The sequence below is a fragment of the Chitinophaga terrae (ex Kim and Jung 2007) genome, from assembly GCF_900107795.1.
Taxonomy (GTDB): domain Bacteria; phylum Bacteroidota; class Bacteroidia; order Chitinophagales; family Chitinophagaceae; genus Chitinophaga; species Chitinophaga terrae.
Window position 1 is genome coordinate 482,516 of sequence record NZ_FNRL01000001.1, and the last position, 15,963, is coordinate 498,478.

A 15,963-nucleotide genomic window follows, 5' to 3' on the forward strand; every position below is an offset into this window, starting at 1 on the left:
TAATGAAATGAATAAACTCCCGGCAATAAACAAATGGAAGATTAACAGGCGGATTAATTGAAGATTAACAGGTGAATAAGATTGAAAAAAATATTTCTGAAGGATGCTTCATTATTTCTTAAAATAAAGATAACTTTATAACGACCGAATTTAAATCGTTAAGACTGTAATTTGCCACGTTGTTGAAAGCCGGAAGTACCCGCCATTTATTTTGAACAATTGAAAAAGTTATACGGAATCGAGAGGAAGCTTATGCTAAGATATGCTGCATTGCTGTTAATTTTACTATCTGCAAACCCGCTGTGGGCACAGGAGATATATGGATTGGAATTTGCCAGTAAAAATATTTCACAGGAAGATCGGACCTCCCTCGATCTCTTTCCTGCAAAACCTTTACCTGTCAAAAATTCATTCCGTTTATCCTTCGACGTTTCTTTTCTACCCTTCTTTAAATCCAATTTCGGCTATATTGTCAGGTTGCTGGATGATAAACAGCAGAATATAGATCTTATATATAATATGCATACACGGGCATTTGACCTGGTCACCGGCAATTGCTTCTCCGGCATCTCATTCAAAATAAACAGCAATTCGCTTTACCACCGGTGGAATAATATTGTGTTAGACTTTAACCTGTTACAACATAGTGTTTCCGTGACGGTTAATAACAGGTTAATAGGTACTGTTACCAACCCTGTTATTAATTGCAGGGAAGTAGATATCTCCTTTGGCGTTAATTCGCGGAAAGGCCGGAAAACATTCGATCTTCCGCCTATGCGCCTGAAAGATATACAGGTATTCAAACAGGGGAACCTGAAGCATCACTGGCCCTTAAATGAATTGCAGGGCAATTATGCACATGATGTTATCGCCAGGCAAACCGCCGCCGTAAAAAATCCTGTCTGGATACAACCGGCATCCAAGCAATGGCGCATGGAAGATTCGGTAGTGATCAAAGGACAAGCCGCTGTAACCCTGGACCAGTCTAACGAAATCGTTTTCGTAACAAGTACAGATTCAATCTACCAGTTCTCTCCTTTCCATCATAAGATCACTGCTACAGCACTTCAAACAGCACATAACATGCCTCCCGGTATCAGGGCATTTTATGAACCAGGACAGCAACAACTTCTACATATATTCCCCGATCAGCAACTGGCCAGTACCTACGACACCAGCAACAAAAGCTGGTCCCGTTCGTTCAGCCAGGGTGCAGTAACTACTTACTGGCATGCCAGCATGTTCTACTCCCCGTTCGATAGCGCCATCTACACATTGGGCGGATATGGAGATTTCAATTACAAAAATGAAGTGCAGAGATTTTCACCACGTTCAGGGCAATGGGAAAAGATAGGAACGGCGGGAGATTTTTTTACGCCAAGATACCTCTCTGCCACCGGCACCAATAAAGCAGGCGACTCCGCGTTTATCATTGGCGGATATGGCAGTTTAACAGGCGATCAGCTTCTGAACCCCCATGCGCTGTACGACCTGCTGGTATTTGATGTAAAACGCAGGACTTTCAAAAAGATCTACCAGCTTCCTGAACCGGAAGAAACATTTGTTTTCGCCAACAACCTTGTAATAAATACGGATAAGGAAGAATATTACGCGCTCACTTTTCCTAACGACAGGATGAAATCATCGCTTCAACTGATCCGGGGTTCGCTGCGTCATCCTGTTTACAAAAAAGTAGCCGCCAGTATTCCGTACAGGTTTTATGATATCCAGTCATCCGCCTATTTATTCTATTGCCCGCAGAATGATAAACTGGTAGCAGTTACTTTATTCACCGACACCAAAACAGCCGGCACTACCGTTAAAATATATACGATATTATTTTCTCCGTATGGCCTGGCGGTTCCTGTATCCATGCCGTTACTTCCGCCTTATATCATCCGGCTGATCTGGTGCATCAGCATAGGATTCGGACTATTTCTTGTATTCACAACGATAAGCTGGTTCAGGAACAGGAGATCCGCTGCCGCAATTCCAGTACCGGCGCCTGTTCCCCCCGAACCGAAAGAAGAACGAGCGGCTGATTCACCGGCCAAAGGCACACCGGCTATTGCAACAGCTATTAATCTATTCGGACCTTTTACAGTGTTGGATGCAGAGGGTAATGATATTTCAAGATCGTTTACCCCGCTGCTGAAAGAATTATTCCTGTTGCTCTATCTGCATACCGAAATGGGAAAAGGCGGCATTTCTTCCGAGCGGATCAACGAGCTGTTATGGCCAGGCCGCGCAGCCAAAGACGCCAAGAATAACCGGAGCGTTAATTTTGTAAAACTGAAAAGTTTGCTGGACAGGGTTGGAAATTATTCTCTCTGTAAAGAAAATGACCGTTGGATATTGCAACTCGACCCGGAGACCATACCAACAGACCTGAAGAACTTCCTCGAATGCAACGATCCGATCCGCATGGCTGCAATCCTGAACAAAGGAGGATTTTTGCCGGAAACAGAATATGAGTGGTTGGATAAGTTTAAAGCTACTATTGCGTCGGATTCAATACAGGCGTTATTGCAGCAACTGGAAAAAAGCGCTTCATTGCCAGATGACATTGTATCCATCTGCAACGCGGTATTATTGTCTGACCCGCTTTGTGAAGAAGCCATCTACTATAAATGCAAGGCGTTAATAAACATGAAGCAACATGCTTCTGCTAAAAAAATATATACCGATTTCACCAAGGCTTACCAAAATCTCTATGGTGAATCTTTTGATAAGCCTTACAGTGAAATGATAGATCAGGCTATAGCGGTTCCCTGATAACCATTACCGCTTCGCCTCTTTTCAATACATTGTGTTCCTGCCATTGTTCCTGTTGCTGTGCAACCAGGAGCTGCGACTGGGCCATAACGAATTTTTCTTTCAGGCGTTGCAGGCATAGCTGTTTGTTCTGCCATTGAGAACGGCTGTCGGATGCTACTACCTGCAAACCTGTTGGTTTATGAATTCCCCTCACGGCGGTTTCTGTTTTGTTCACATGTTGTCCGCCGGGGCCTGAAGACCTGCAGGTTTCAAACACCACGTCCTTTTCCTGCCATTGCCTGGAAGCCTGAACATCAGTGGCGCTGATACCTGCAAACCAGTTCTTGCGCTTGCAGAATTTCCTGTAAGGACTTTGGGCAATCCACTGAACAGTGCCCTGCCACTGCCGCAGGAAGGCATCAGGATCTTCGGCTTCCGCCAATAAAAGAGAAGAGAGCAAAGTACCGTTCAGGTCTCCTTTTTCGCTGGAGATCACCTGTATACTGATCCCTTTCTTTTTTGCATCTGCCATTATCTTTTCCTGCAACCTGGCCACAACCCTGGAACATTCTATTGGCCCTCTTCCGGAGGTTATCTGTATGATCACTTGTTTCATCTGTCTACTCTTTATACATTCTTACAATCTTTGGAAGAAAGCGGCCCTCGATGTTGACCAGTTCCTGCTGGGCGGCGATCACCGTTTCAATGTCCTTGTAGGCCAGCGGGTTCTCTTCCACGCTTCCTCCTATCAGGGTAACGCCGGCATCTGCCAGCATTTTCTTCAAAGCGGAAACAGTCATATTCTCCTTTGCCTTTTTCCGGCTCATACTTCTCCCGGCGCCATGAGACGCAGAGAAAAGAGAAGCGGCAACACCGGCGCCACTTACCAGGTAAGCGGGTGTAGTCATACTGCCGGGAATAATTCCCAGTTCGCCTTTATGCGCGGGCGTAGCGCCTTTGCGGTGAACGATCACCTGCCGGCCGTCCGGCAACTGTTCGTCCCAGGCGAAGTTGTGATGGTTCTCAACTTTGGCCAGCGGGCGCAAACCCAATGCACGAAGCAGGTTAATATGAATGCGGTCATGACATGCTTTCGCATAGTCGCCTGCCAGGTTCATGGAGAGCCAGTATTCCTGGCCAGCCTCAGAATTTAGATCCAGCCATGCCAGTTGTTGCGCCGATTTAGGCAGCTTGCAGGTATCCATCGCTATTTTCGTGTAATGTTGCGCGATAGCGGCGCCTAATCCGCGGCTGCCGGAATGCGACAACAGCGCCAGGTACTGCCGGGCAGGGATGCCAAGACTATTTCCTTCCTGCAGGGTGATGAGCCCAAATTCCACGAAGTGGTTGCCGGTTCCTGAACTGCCCAACTGGACGGCTGCTTTTCTTTGCAACTGCCGGAGCAAAGGAGTGGCGTTGAAGGCGGCGCTGTCCAGTACTTCATGTTCCTGCGTTATTTCTAATCCGCCTGTCATACCGAAATGCGTACAGTCTTTCAATGCCACTTTTACCTGGTACCCGAACCGTTTCAGGAAACTCTCTCCTTCATCGATGATCGAAAGCGCCATGCGGCAACCTATATCTACGCCTACTGCATAGGGTATCACGGCATTGTTTGTAGCCAGTACGCCGCCTATAGGCAATCCGTACCCTGTATGCGCGTCGGGCATGAGCGCTCCCTGTACCGTTACCGGCAACGACATCGCTGTTTCCATCTGTACTTTGGCGCTATGCTCTATGTCTTTGCCGCCGTAAATTTTCAGTTGCCCGGTTGTTTCAAGCAAACTGAAAGACTGAAAATTGCAGTCGAGCGGTTCATCCAGGAATGTTTTAGCGATAGCGCCAACAACAGGATCGGCCGCAAAAGCGTGAGGATCTTCTTTTATCTGCTTTAACAGGTGAATGACCTCGTCTTTCGACTGATGTTTAAAATGTTTTGAAAATATATTGATGACGAGGCTCCTGGCCTGGTCATTTGTATAACCTATTTTACTAAGTTCTTTTGTTTTTAACTGGCCCATATAATGGATGTATTCGTCCTTTCAGGACATGAGATATCTGCATCGGTTATAGCTTAACCGACAATAAAGGTCTGCTGTGGAAAAACCACAGGAATGCGCATAGAAGTGCCTGTATCAGGCAGCCGGGGTCATCGTATTAAATTATGAAATGGGCTGTTGCCTGATTAGGCAATAAACGCAAGAGGTGATATGTGAAGTTGTTCTGTCATGATTCCTTGAATTTTAAAAGTGATAGAATAAGGAATGCGGCGGCAAAGTTATATGATATATTCCAGATATTCTTTTTTCTTAACACTTTTTTTAATGACATTATCGAGCCAGATATTTTAACAATTTCTGCTTTAGTTATTCGTCTGTTAAATAAACGGGTTGATGTACCTTTGGGAAGCCCACTACGCGTAACCCGTTTTTATCAACAACAAAAACTTTACTCATGGATAAGCAATTGATCCGCAATGCCTATAAAACTTACTGGTTAGAAAACGGCCAGGCCCCGGTTTCTGTATATGCTTTATGCAAGATCCTGGACATCCCGGAAACCAGTTTTTATGATGTTTATGCCTCCCTGGAAGCAGTAGAAAAGGATATTTACCTGGCCATCTTCGAGCAAACACTGGATCAGCTGAAGGCCGACGAAACCTACCAGCATTACAATTCACAGGAAAAACTGCTGGCCTTTTACTTCCTCTGGGTGCAGAATATGAAGGCCGACCGCAGTTACCTGCTGTTGCAACGCAAACAGTTCAGGTTGCCCGACCTCTACAGGAACAAACTGGAAACCTTCCACAAAGCATTCAACGAATACGTGAGAACGCTGATAAAAGAAGGATATACCAAAAACGAGATCAAAGAAAGAAAATACATTTCCGACCAATATGTACATGGATTCTGGCTGCAGGCCCTCTTTGTACTGAAATACTGGCTGGATGATACCAGCGTTGGTTTTGAAATGACAGATGCCGCTATAGAAAAAGCGGTCAACCTCAGCTTCCAACTGATCAAATCAAACACTATTGACAGTTTGATAGATTTTGGAAAATTCATTTTTACAAGGAAATAGTGCGCATGAAAGAGCAATCCAATATTCCTACTTCCAAGGTAGAAAGAGCAGGAAGATTTGTAACAACAGGTCTGAAAGTAGGAACAAATTATATCAAGCATTACACCCGCAAACTCATTGATCCTTCTACTACAAAGGAAAGCTTGCACCAGGATAATGCAGCCGATATCTATGATACGTTGAGCAGTCTGAAAGGCAGCGCCCTGAAGGTGGCCCAGATGTTAAGCATGGACAAAGGCATGTTGCCCAAAGCATATACAGAGAAATTTGCCATGTCGCAATACAGCGCACCGCCATTAAGCGGGCCGCTCGTGGTGAATACCTTTGTAAAAACCCTCGGTAAAACTCCGGCACAGTTGTACGACAGTTTCGATATGAAAGCCTCCAACGCCGCTTCTATCGGGCAGGTACATAAAGCGGTGAAAAACGGGAAAGAACTGGCTGTAAAGATCCAGTACCCCGGCGTTGCCAACAGCGTAAAATCAGATCTCCGGATAGTAAAACCTTTCGCCATCCGGATTGTGGGGATGAACGAAGTGGATATGGATAAATACTTCGAGGAAATAGAAAGCAAACTGCTGGAAGAAACGGATTATAAGCTGGAACTCCGCCGGTCTATGGACCTTTCCGACGCCTGTGCGCATATTCCTAACCTGGTATTTCCTACTTACTACCCCGAATGGTCGTCTGACCGCATCATTACCATGGACTGGCTGCATGGCGCTCACCTGAAAGAGTTCCTGCAAACCAATCCATCCCAGGAAGTACGCAACAGTATCGGCCAGGCGCTATGGGATTTCTACCAGTTCCAGGTACATACGCTGAAACAGGTGCATGCAGACCCCCATCCGGGCAATTTCCTCATGCGCCCCGATGGCACAATCGGCATCTTTGATTTCGGCTGTGTGAAAGAAATACCCGGTGACTTTTATACCAATTACTTCTGCCTGATAGACAAAGAAATACTGAAAGATGAGCAGCGCCGGCATGAGATCTATACCAACCTGGAAATGATCCATCCTACGGATACGCCTAAAGAGATCGAGTTCTTCTCAGGGTTATTCCAGCATATGATAGACCTGCTCACCCTTCCGTTCACCTTGCCGGCCTTCGATTTCGGAAATGAAGCGTATTTCAACGAGATCTACGCCTACATGGACGAACTTTATAATATGAAGGAGATCAGGGAATCGAAAGTGGCCAGGGGGTCCAGGCATAGTTTATACATCAACCGGACCTATTTCGGGCTATATTCTATCCTGAGCGATCTGAAAGCCAATATTATTACAGATCCGGCCCGGATTGCACAGTTGCAGCGGTAATTAGTCGCCGTTTTATCCCCTTTGGTCGCAACTTGCTGGATTTAGCGCCTTCAAACCGCTAAATTCGCGGCCATGAAAAAAGAGTGGTACCAGCAAAAATGGGTGATATTTGCCAGGCATGCACTGGCCTGGCTGATATTATTCTCCCTTCCCTATTTATTGAAGCCATCCACAGATCATGGAGAGCATAACCGGGTAGACGAAAAACATCTCTGGGAAATATATGTCTATTGCGCCTTCATCTTCCTGATCATATTCTTTTATTTCAATGCCTGGGTGCTGGTGCCCCGGTACGTCTATAAAAAAAAGATCGCTAAATTCCTGGCGTTCGTGCTGGGTATACTGGCATTTATGTGCCTTTCCCGCTATGGTTTTGAGAAACTGGCGCTGAAACCGCATGAGATCGATATAAAACCTATTATCCTCTTCGAATTTTTCATCTTTATCTCTATATTATCTGCCAGTACAGCCTATAAAATGATCGACGATAAAGTCGTGCAGGAACGGCAGAACTCCGCCAGGGAAAATGAGAACCTGAAAACGGAGCTTTCTTTACTCCGTTCCCAGGTAAGTCCTCACTTTATGTTCAACGTTCTGAATAACATGGTATCGCTGGCCCGGAAGCGCTCCGACCTGCTGGAACCGTCGCTGATCAAGCTTTCTTCCCTCATGCGTTACATGCTTTATGAAGCTGATGAAGAAAAAGTACCTTTGCACAGGGAAATTGAATACCTTCAGAGTTATATCGATCTTCAGCAGCAACGTTTCGGGAAAAATGTGCAGATCAATGTGTCTTTAAATGCAGGTAACGATAATTTCGAGATAGAACCGATGTTACTGATCCCTTTCGTGGAAAATGCATTCAAGCATGGTACAGGAATGATAATGAATGCCGCTATCGATATAGAATTAAAAACCCGTGACAAAATGCTGTTTTTTTCTGTACGCAATAAATACGATGAAACTTCCGGTGAAATAAAGGATAAAACCAGCGGCATAGGCCTGAACAATGTAAAACGCCGCCTCAATCTCCTGTACGGGAATGAACATTTGTTACAGATCAACCGGCAGGATGGCTGTTTTATCGTATCCCTGCAACTAAACCTGCATTAACGCATGAAATGTATCGCAATTGATGATGAACCACTGGCATTAGACCTGCTGGAAGACAATATCAGCATGGTGCCTTACCTGCAACTGGTAGGCAAATGCAGCAATGCGTTCGAAGCCATCGCCATCCTGCAGCAGCAGGAAGTGGACCTCATTTTCCTTGATATACAAATGCCGGGGCTTACAGGGTTGCAATTCCTGCAATCGCTGGCGCATAAGCCTTTGGTGATCCTTATTACGGCATACGAAAAATATGCGCTGGAAGGGTTTAACCTGGACGTTACCGATTACCTGGTGAAACCGGTTTCCCTGGAACGCTTCTTCAAAGCCTGTAATAAAGCCAGGGAGTTATACCAGTTAAAAAATAACCATAAACCGTCTGCCACGCATCCTGATTTCTTTTTTGTAAACGTGGATTACAGCCTGCAAAAAATCGTGTTTGCTGATATTTTGTGGATAGAAGGACTGAAAGATTATGTACGCATACATCTGCGTAATAATCCGAAACCTGTTATAACACGCATCAGTTTTAAAAGCCTGGAAGAACAGTTGCAACCGGGAAAATTTATCCGCATACATAAATCCTATATCGTGGCTATTGCCGCCATCACCGCTATCAGGAAAAACAGCATCTTCCTGGATACCATTGAGTTGCCGGTAGGCGATACGTATAGGGATAGCGTTTACGCCATTACAGGTAAAACAAACCTCTAACCCTGTTTTTCGTAGCAACATTTTTACCTCTTATCTCATTTCTTATAATTATTTCAACCGGTAGATATAATTTTGCGCGATCTGAATTTTTATCTACCATGCAAAAAATCGCATTATTTATTGCCCTTGTTCTGCTGACCTTCAGTGCAGGCGCCCAGGCCCCTCAAATGGGTGGACGTATGCCGATGGGAATGGCCGGACATCTTTATGGGAAAGTTGTTGACCCTGATGGTAAACCTGTAGGCTACGCTTCTGTAATAGTACTCGCCAATCAAATGGACTCCGCTACCAAAAAAATGAAAGAAAAACTGGTAAAAGGCGCCCTTACGAAAGGCAACGGCGAGTTTAGCCTGGAAGACGTAGTAGCGCGCGGACCGATGAAGCTGCGCATTACCGCAACAGGTTATAAAACCTATGAACAGACGGTTAGCTTTCCCCCATTCGACAAAGACTTAGGTAACCTCAAACTGACTGTAAGCACTACCCAGTTAACAGGAGTTACCGTTACATCCACCAAGCCGGTTATGCAGATGGATGTAGACAAAAAAGTATTCAACGTAGAAAAGAACATAGTTAGCGCAGGCGGTACAGCCCTCGATGTAATGAAAAACGTACCTTCTGTAAACGTGGATATAGACGGGAATGTCAGTCTGCGTAACAGTACTCCGCAGCTCTACATTGACGGACGTCCTACTACCCTCACACTGGAACAGATCCCTGCCGACGCGATCGAAAGCGTGGAAGTGATCACGAACCCGTCGGCCAAGTACGACGCCAGCGGCGGTAGCGCAGGTATCCTGAACCTTGTTCTGAAAAAGAACCGCAAAACCGGTTACAATGGCAACCTGCGCGCAGGTGTTGACAAACGCGGCGCCCTTAACGGAGGCGGCGATTTCAACGTACGCCAGGGCAAACTGAACATCAGCGCCAGCGCTATGGGCAACCAGATGAAAAGCCGCACTAACGGTACTACCGAGAGAAATAACTTTGCCGACACTCCTCCTACTTTCATCAACCAGCTTAACAGCAACCGTACCGACGGAGGCTTCGTATTCGGCAAGCTGGGACTCGACTGGTTTGTAACCAACCGTACCACGCTTTCCATTGCCGGTATTAAAGTACATGGGAAGATGAACCCGAGCGAAACCATCGACATCAACACCGATACGCTTGGCAAAGCTTCTCCTATCCGTTCTTTCAGCCAGCGGAACTCCGAAATGAGAAATACCTTTAACGCCAATGGACTGGTTTTAGGTATGAAGCACCTGTTCCCGAAAGAAGGAGAAGAACTGACTGCTGATTTCAACTACTTCGGCGGTAAAAGCAATAACAACTCCAATTACCAGACAGACAGGTATGGCACAGGATCCAGCATCATCGGCAGCGATCTTCAACAGATCCTGGGTAATGGTAAAATGAGCTTCATCACCATCCAGACAGACTATGTAAAACCGTTTAAAGGAAAACTGAAACTGGAAACCGGTTTAAGGGCTGCTATCAGGAATACGAAAAGCATCTTCAACAACTACAATTTCGACTACGACAAGAACGAATATGTATTGTTGCCTGCTGCTTCCAATAATTACAAGAATACTGATAACGTTTATGCTGCTTACGCCAGCGTATCCAATACTATAGGCAACTTTGGCTATAAAGTAGGCGTAAGGGCGGAAAGCTCCAATTATACCGGAGACCTGTTAAACAACGGGCAGCATTTCAAGAATAGTTACCCGGTAAGCTTATTCCCTTCCATCTTCCTGAGCCAGAAACTGAAACATGACCAGGAATTGCAGGTAAGCGTAACCCGCAGGATCAATCGTCCTAACTTCTTCCAGCTGATACCGTTCACCGATTCTACCGATAAGTTGAACATCACGAAAGGTAACCCCGGCCTGATCCCTGAATTTACCCAGTCGGCCGAGTTATCTTATTTGAAAACGTTTAAGGGTAACAATACTTTCCTTGCATCGGTATATTACAGGCATACCAACAACCTGATCACCCGTTTCCTCACCAAGGAAAAAGACCCGGTGAACGGAAGCGAGATCCTGGTGAACACTTACATCAATGCTAACTCCAGCTACTCTGCCGGCGCCGAGTTAACATCAATGAATACACTGACGCCATGGTGGACTTTATCTACAAACGTCAACATCTACAATTCAAAGATCAATACAGATAATTTCAGCCTCTCGCAGGATGCGTTGTGGAGCTGGTTCGGTAAAGTGAACAGTTCATTCAAATTGCCGCTGAACTTTGAAATACAGCTGACAGGTACTTACCAGTCTAAGACCAACCTGCCGGTAAACGACAATAAAGGCCGCCAGGATGGCCCGCCGATGCAGCAGTCGCAGAATGCATCACAGGGTTATATTGCCAGCTTCTATGGTATAGATGCCGCAATTAAGAAGAGTTTCCTGAAAAACAACGCTGCTTCAGTTACTTTGAGCTTCAACGATATTTTCAGGAGCCGCAGGTCTGATCAGTATTCAGAAAGCGCCTACTTCACGCAATATTATAACAGGTTGCGCGACCCGCAGATGATCCGCCTGAACTTTGCTTACCGCTTTGGAAAGATAGATGCTACATTATTCAAGAGAAAGAATATGGGAGCGGGTATGCAGGGCATGCAGGAAGTTATACAATAAGAAGTTGTCTCGTTTAAATTAAAGCGCCGGAATGCTGGATTCTTCCTATGCATTCCGGCCTTTTTCGTTTGGATAAAGCGTTTGCACTACATCGCTCTGCCAGATCTCCTTTGTATCCACATTCATGGCAGATATGCGGCCTTTGAATGCGGCGCCGGTATCGATGTTATGTACGTTGACGGCAGTCATGGGGCGCGTTTGCCCATAGTTGGTAACAGGCGTATGGCCAATATAGATCTCTTTGAAATTCGCCAGTCTTTTAGGGTACCTGTCGGAGTCTGGCGGTATGCTGGTATCCATTGCCAGCGCCAGTTCCCATAAACTCCTGTCCCAGTACAGCATCGGTTCAAATCTTTCTTTGGCTGGACCGTGGGTCGAGGTATAGCCTGCATGTACAAACAACCTCCCCTGTGCATCAATGTAGAAAAGCCGCATATGGTTAAAGAATTCAGTGTGCCGGAGGCGCTGCTCCGGAGATAGCTTATTGAAACTGGCGATGGTAGCCAGTCCTCCATTCCGCACCCAGGATTCTTCGGGCATAATGCCCATAAGCCAGGATTCGCACCAGGCGTCGTGGTTTCCTTTTATAAAATAACAGGTGTGCTGTTTGTCGAGCTCCATCAGGTAAGAGATAACTTCGGCCGATTCAGACCACCCATCTACATAATCTCCCAGGAAGATCAGTGTATCCGTTTCCGTTGGCGCTATCTTTTCTACCAGTTGTTTTAAAGCTTTCAGAGCGCCGTGTATGTCACCTATAACGTAGGTTGCAGACATGTTTCTATTTTTAATTTATTGATTCTTATTATTTGTATATTACTCTTGTTCCGGCGTACTGATATGAAAACTATTTTTCTTCAGGTGTTTATTGAATTTATATAGTTCCGGGTGCCGGTTTTTAAGGCCTTCCCGTTTGGTACCTGTGTTTACAATATAGCCGGCATCCAGTATCTTTCTCCTGAAATTCCGCCTGTCGAGCTTCATTTGCAGGATACATTCATACAGTTCGTGCAATTCGGTGATGGTGAATAATTCATCCAGCAGTTCGAAGCCAACAGGGTAGTACAAGATCTTCGATCTCAGGCGTTGCAAGGCCGCCTCAAATATCTGTTGGTGATCGAAGCCCAATACCGGTAGTTGTTTTACATCAAACCATTTCACATCATTGGCCATAGTACCGGCAACGATACCGAACTTGGAAGGATTGATCAGTGCGTAGTAGCCAACGGCAATTACGCGCCCCCTCGGGTCTCTTGCCGGATCATCGAAGGTATACAACTGTTCCATGAATACCTCCTTCATGCCCAGTTTGGTAAGAAGAATGCGGGCACAGGTATCCCGCAGGGTTTCCTCCATTTGCAGAAAGCCTCCGGGCAAGGTCCATTGATCTTTGAATGGCTCCTCCTTCCTGTTCAATAATAATACGGATAAAGTATTATCATGGTAGCCGAAAACTACCAGGTCTACCGCCAGGGAAGGGTTTTTATACTCATGAAAAGCTTTCATATTATTTCGCGTCACCTTAACGCTAAGTAACAAAATAATTGATTGCTAACCAAGTGGAGCGTATAGAGATATGCCGACGGCAGACTGAGAGCCAGTCCGCCGGTTCACGGCATACAGTTGTGGCGTGTCTTGAAATGGATAACAGATGGGGAGATATAGTTGAACGTGTAACCGAAACAGTGAACAGGTAAACCGTTTTCCTGTTATTATATCTTTCCGCACCATAACAGGAGCTCTAAATTAATGAGTATCAATGCACCGAATCAGCACAAATCAGGAATATCGTGTCATAAAACCGGGATATGAAAACAACTATTAAAACGATCAGCAGCTATGAATACAAGAAAGATTTCCTACCGGGGATCAGCGGCCAGGTATTACAGAACAATGAAAATATCCAGGTATATGAAATAGAAAACTTCCTGAGAGAGACAGTTATTCCCGCAAGTCCCTACCGGGTCAGCTTTAATTTCCTGCTTTTTGTGAGAAAGGGAAGCATAGTCCAGTTCCTCGAGAATGAAGAGCATGTTCTGACCTCCGGCTCTATACTCCTGGTAAAGCAAGGCTGCGTAACCACAACCTTAAAAATATCGGCGGATGCAACGGGTTATATCCTGATCTATGAAAATGATGTTATACAGCGCATAACCTTGCAACAACGGCTGCTTACCTTTTCGTTCGTACATCCGCATATCCGGTTAAGCAGCGCAACAGGAAAATGGTTAAGCCAGCTCCTCTACCTGATGAAAACGGAATTAGCTGACAGCCGGAATGACATCAATACCAGTATAAGCCTGTTGAAGGCGGTATTGTATAAGTTGCTGCAGGAAGCCGAGCAGGTACCGGCAGCTATTAACCGCAACCTGGATATTACGCTGAGGTTTAACGAATACCTGCAGGAAGATCACCAACTTTACAAGTCGGTAAGTCATTATGCCCGGCGACTGAACATTTCGGAGAGCTACCTGAATAAATGTGTTAAGAGTATAACTGGTAAGCCACCCAAACAATGCATCAACGAGATAAGTATACAACATAGTATATTATTATTGCAGGATCAGACCAGGGATATTGCCAGTATCGCCTTTGAGCTGAACTTCCAGTCTACCAGCTATTTTACACGCCTGTTCAGGAAAGTAACAGGTTTATCGCCTACCGACTACAGAAAAAAAATGGCTGCGCCATAATCAGCTTTTAGTATATTTGAAATGCTATAGTCATGTAAGAGTAATGCCAGGACAACAAAAACCACAACGAAACTGGAAAGTCCGACAGTTAGCCAATATAGATGCCACCAAAAATCCGCACTGCGACACCAACGATTCCAATGGCCCATCTAAAGCGGCTCCGAGGATAACGGAAACGGTTGAACGTTACGAACAGCTCTCCTATGAGACGCTGGAAAAAGGCTGCTACCTGGTATCCGTTGACGTAGCATCAAAACAGGACCATACCTATCATTTCGACAGAAGCCGCAGCAATGGCTTTTATTGTCTTTCATTTACCACTATCATTTTTTCTGAAACAGAGAGAACAGAGGTCTGCAAGTTCTACAATGACATGTATGTTTATACATACCAACTTCCTGTAGGAACAGTATTAAATGCAAGAGTATTTTGTTTCACGAAAGAATGGTTGAATACAAGATTAGATCTTGCCAAGATCGACGAAGAATCGGCCCTGGCAAAGATCCTTAACAGGTCTTCCGTCTTTGCTTCATTGGTTATAGACCCTTTACATGATCAGTTGCTGAATGAACTGCAGGAATTATTGAATGCAGAAAGCAGGTCGCCTCTCTTTGATCTTTTATTACGCAAATCAGCCTACCCGCTCATATGCCAGTTGCTCCAGGTACTTTCGCAAAAAGAACGGCCTATGTTATCGGCGCCGGCAGCGTATAGAGAAAACATTGCCACTATTGCCCAATACCTGGATACTCATTTAAAAGACGGGTTTCCCGGCATTCCTTTTCTGGCCCGGATAGGTCATATGAGCACAGCTACAATGCGCAGGCAATTCCCCCTGCACAGGGGTTTCTCAGCATTTGAATATTACCGGCAGCGACAATTGGATTATGCATTTGATAAGTTACAGGAGAAAGGCAGCATTAAGGAGCTTTCCACGGAGTTAGGGTTTAATAACCCGTCTAATTTTACGAGGTTATTCAAGGAGCATTTTGGGTTATCGCCGGCGGAGTTCAGGAAGAGGGCGAAGAATGGAGGGGTGTAGGTTTTATTAGTATTTAATTTGGACTGCATATAACTCTGGTCCTTATCTCACTACAACCGGTTGTTAAAACAAGAAAATGAAAGAAAAGATATTTGAAGACCTTGTCGCCTTTTTACATGAACAATCTGGTGCTTTTGACGTGCCCATAACGCTAAACACCTCCATAGAAAATGATCTCGGTATAACCGGTGAGGATGGTGAAGAATTGATTGTAAATTTTAGTAAGCGGTACAACATAAATATTGACAACTTCTATTTCATGAAATACTTCAATCCTGAACCGTTTATTTCTAGGATACCTGATGAAGTAAAGATTCTGACGGTTAATCATCTTATGAAAGCGATAGCTGTAGGTCGTTTAGCCGATGATGTGATAGATAGCTAATAAATCTACGAAAAGAAAACAATGCTTAAACATTACTATTGGTACTTTTTTTATAAGATGTATAGATTGGCCGAGAACGCACCGTCTAGATGGTGGAGTGAATGGAAGGCAATATTATTTGTATCCGTACTTGAAATAGTGGCGCTAATGACACTTGAAGGATATTTCTCAATTATATTCAAGCATGACATTCTTCCTGGATATGACAATT

13 protein-coding genes are annotated in these 15,963 nt (G+C 45.0%); 9 read left to right on the forward strand and 4 right to left on the reverse strand.

The features are described from left to right. Positions 1 to 252: 252 nt before the first annotated feature. On the forward strand, positions 253 to 2,775 hold the full coding sequence (locus BLV62_RS01860) for a Kelch repeat-containing protein (RefSeq protein ID WP_089758076.1): 2,523 nt from the start codon (positions 253 to 255) through the stop codon (positions 2,773 to 2,775). Here the strand turns inward: BLV62_RS01860 and prfH are convergent. Further along, entirely contained in the window at positions 2,759 to 3,373 is a 615-nt protein-coding gene (prfH, locus tag BLV62_RS01865) for a peptide chain release factor H (protein ID WP_089758078.1), read from the reverse strand. The genes BLV62_RS01860 and prfH overlap by 17 nt on opposite strands. Before the next feature lie 4 nt (positions 3,374 to 3,377). After that, positions 3,378 to 4,778: an RtcB family protein gene (locus BLV62_RS01870; RefSeq protein ID WP_089758081.1), complete on the reverse strand. Its 1,401-nt coding sequence runs from the start codon at positions 4,776 to 4,778 to the stop codon at positions 3,378 to 3,380. 433 nt (positions 4,779 to 5,211) lie between these two features. Between BLV62_RS01870 and BLV62_RS01875 the strand changes: the two genes are divergently transcribed. The 5 genes from BLV62_RS01875 to BLV62_RS01895 all read left to right on the forward strand — a co-directional run bounded on the left by BLV62_RS01875 (position 5,212) and on the right by BLV62_RS01895 (position 11,632). Then, a complete protein-coding gene (locus tag BLV62_RS01875) occupies positions 5,212 to 5,838 on the forward strand; it encodes a TetR/AcrR family transcriptional regulator (RefSeq protein WP_089758083.1) in 627 nt (208 codons plus the stop codon). Positions 5,839 to 5,843: 5 nt separating this feature from the next. Continuing rightward, positions 5,844 to 7,160, forward strand: a complete 1,317-nt coding sequence (locus BLV62_RS01880) for an ABC1 kinase family protein (RefSeq protein WP_089758085.1) — start codon at positions 5,844 to 5,846, stop codon at positions 7,158 to 7,160. A 72-nt stretch (positions 7,161 to 7,232) separates the two neighbouring features. Further along, positions 7,233 to 8,273, forward strand: a complete 1,041-nt coding sequence (locus tag BLV62_RS01885) for a sensor histidine kinase (protein WP_089758088.1) — start codon at positions 7,233 to 7,235, stop codon at positions 8,271 to 8,273. Between the two features lie 3 nt (positions 8,274 to 8,276). Then, a complete protein-coding gene (locus BLV62_RS01890; RefSeq protein ID WP_089758090.1) occupies positions 8,277 to 8,984 on the forward strand; it encodes a LytR/AlgR family response regulator transcription factor in 708 nt (235 codons plus the stop codon). A 98-nt stretch (positions 8,985 to 9,082) separates the two neighbouring features. After that, entirely contained in the window at positions 9,083 to 11,632 is a 2,550-nt protein-coding gene (locus tag BLV62_RS01895; RefSeq protein WP_089758092.1) for a TonB-dependent receptor, read from the forward strand. A 45-nt stretch (positions 11,633 to 11,677) separates the two neighbouring features. Here the strand turns inward: BLV62_RS01895 and BLV62_RS01900 are convergent, their stop codons facing one another. Both BLV62_RS01900 and BLV62_RS01905 read right to left on the reverse strand, forming a co-directional pair. Further along, positions 11,678 to 12,409: a metallophosphoesterase family protein gene (locus BLV62_RS01900; protein WP_089758094.1), complete on the reverse strand. Its 732-nt coding sequence runs from the start codon at positions 12,407 to 12,409 to the stop codon at positions 11,678 to 11,680. 39 nt (positions 12,410 to 12,448) lie between these two features. Beyond that, entirely contained in the window at positions 12,449 to 13,138 is a 690-nt protein-coding gene (locus BLV62_RS01905; RefSeq protein WP_089758096.1) for an NUDIX hydrolase, read from the reverse strand. A 302-nt stretch (positions 13,139 to 13,440) separates the two neighbouring features. Between BLV62_RS01905 and BLV62_RS01910 the strand changes: the two genes are divergently transcribed. The 3 genes from BLV62_RS01910 (at position 13,441) to BLV62_RS01920 (ending at position 15,752) form a co-directional block, all read left to right on the forward strand. Beyond that, positions 13,441 to 14,325 (forward strand): helix-turn-helix domain-containing protein, encoded by an 885-nt coding sequence (locus BLV62_RS01910; RefSeq protein WP_089758098.1) that lies wholly within the window; start codon positions 13,441 to 13,443, stop codon positions 14,323 to 14,325. A 43-nt stretch (positions 14,326 to 14,368) separates the two neighbouring features. Then, on the forward strand, positions 14,369 to 15,367 hold the full coding sequence (locus BLV62_RS01915; protein ID WP_089758100.1) for an AraC family transcriptional regulator: 999 nt from the start codon (positions 14,369 to 14,371) through the stop codon (positions 15,365 to 15,367). 76 nt (positions 15,368 to 15,443) lie between these two features. Then, the gene (locus BLV62_RS01920) at positions 15,444 to 15,752 is read left to right on the forward strand and encodes a DUF1493 family protein (protein WP_089758102.1); all 309 of its coding nucleotides are present in this window, start codon (positions 15,444 to 15,446) and stop codon (positions 15,750 to 15,752) included. Positions 15,753 to 15,963 lie beyond the last annotated feature (211 nt).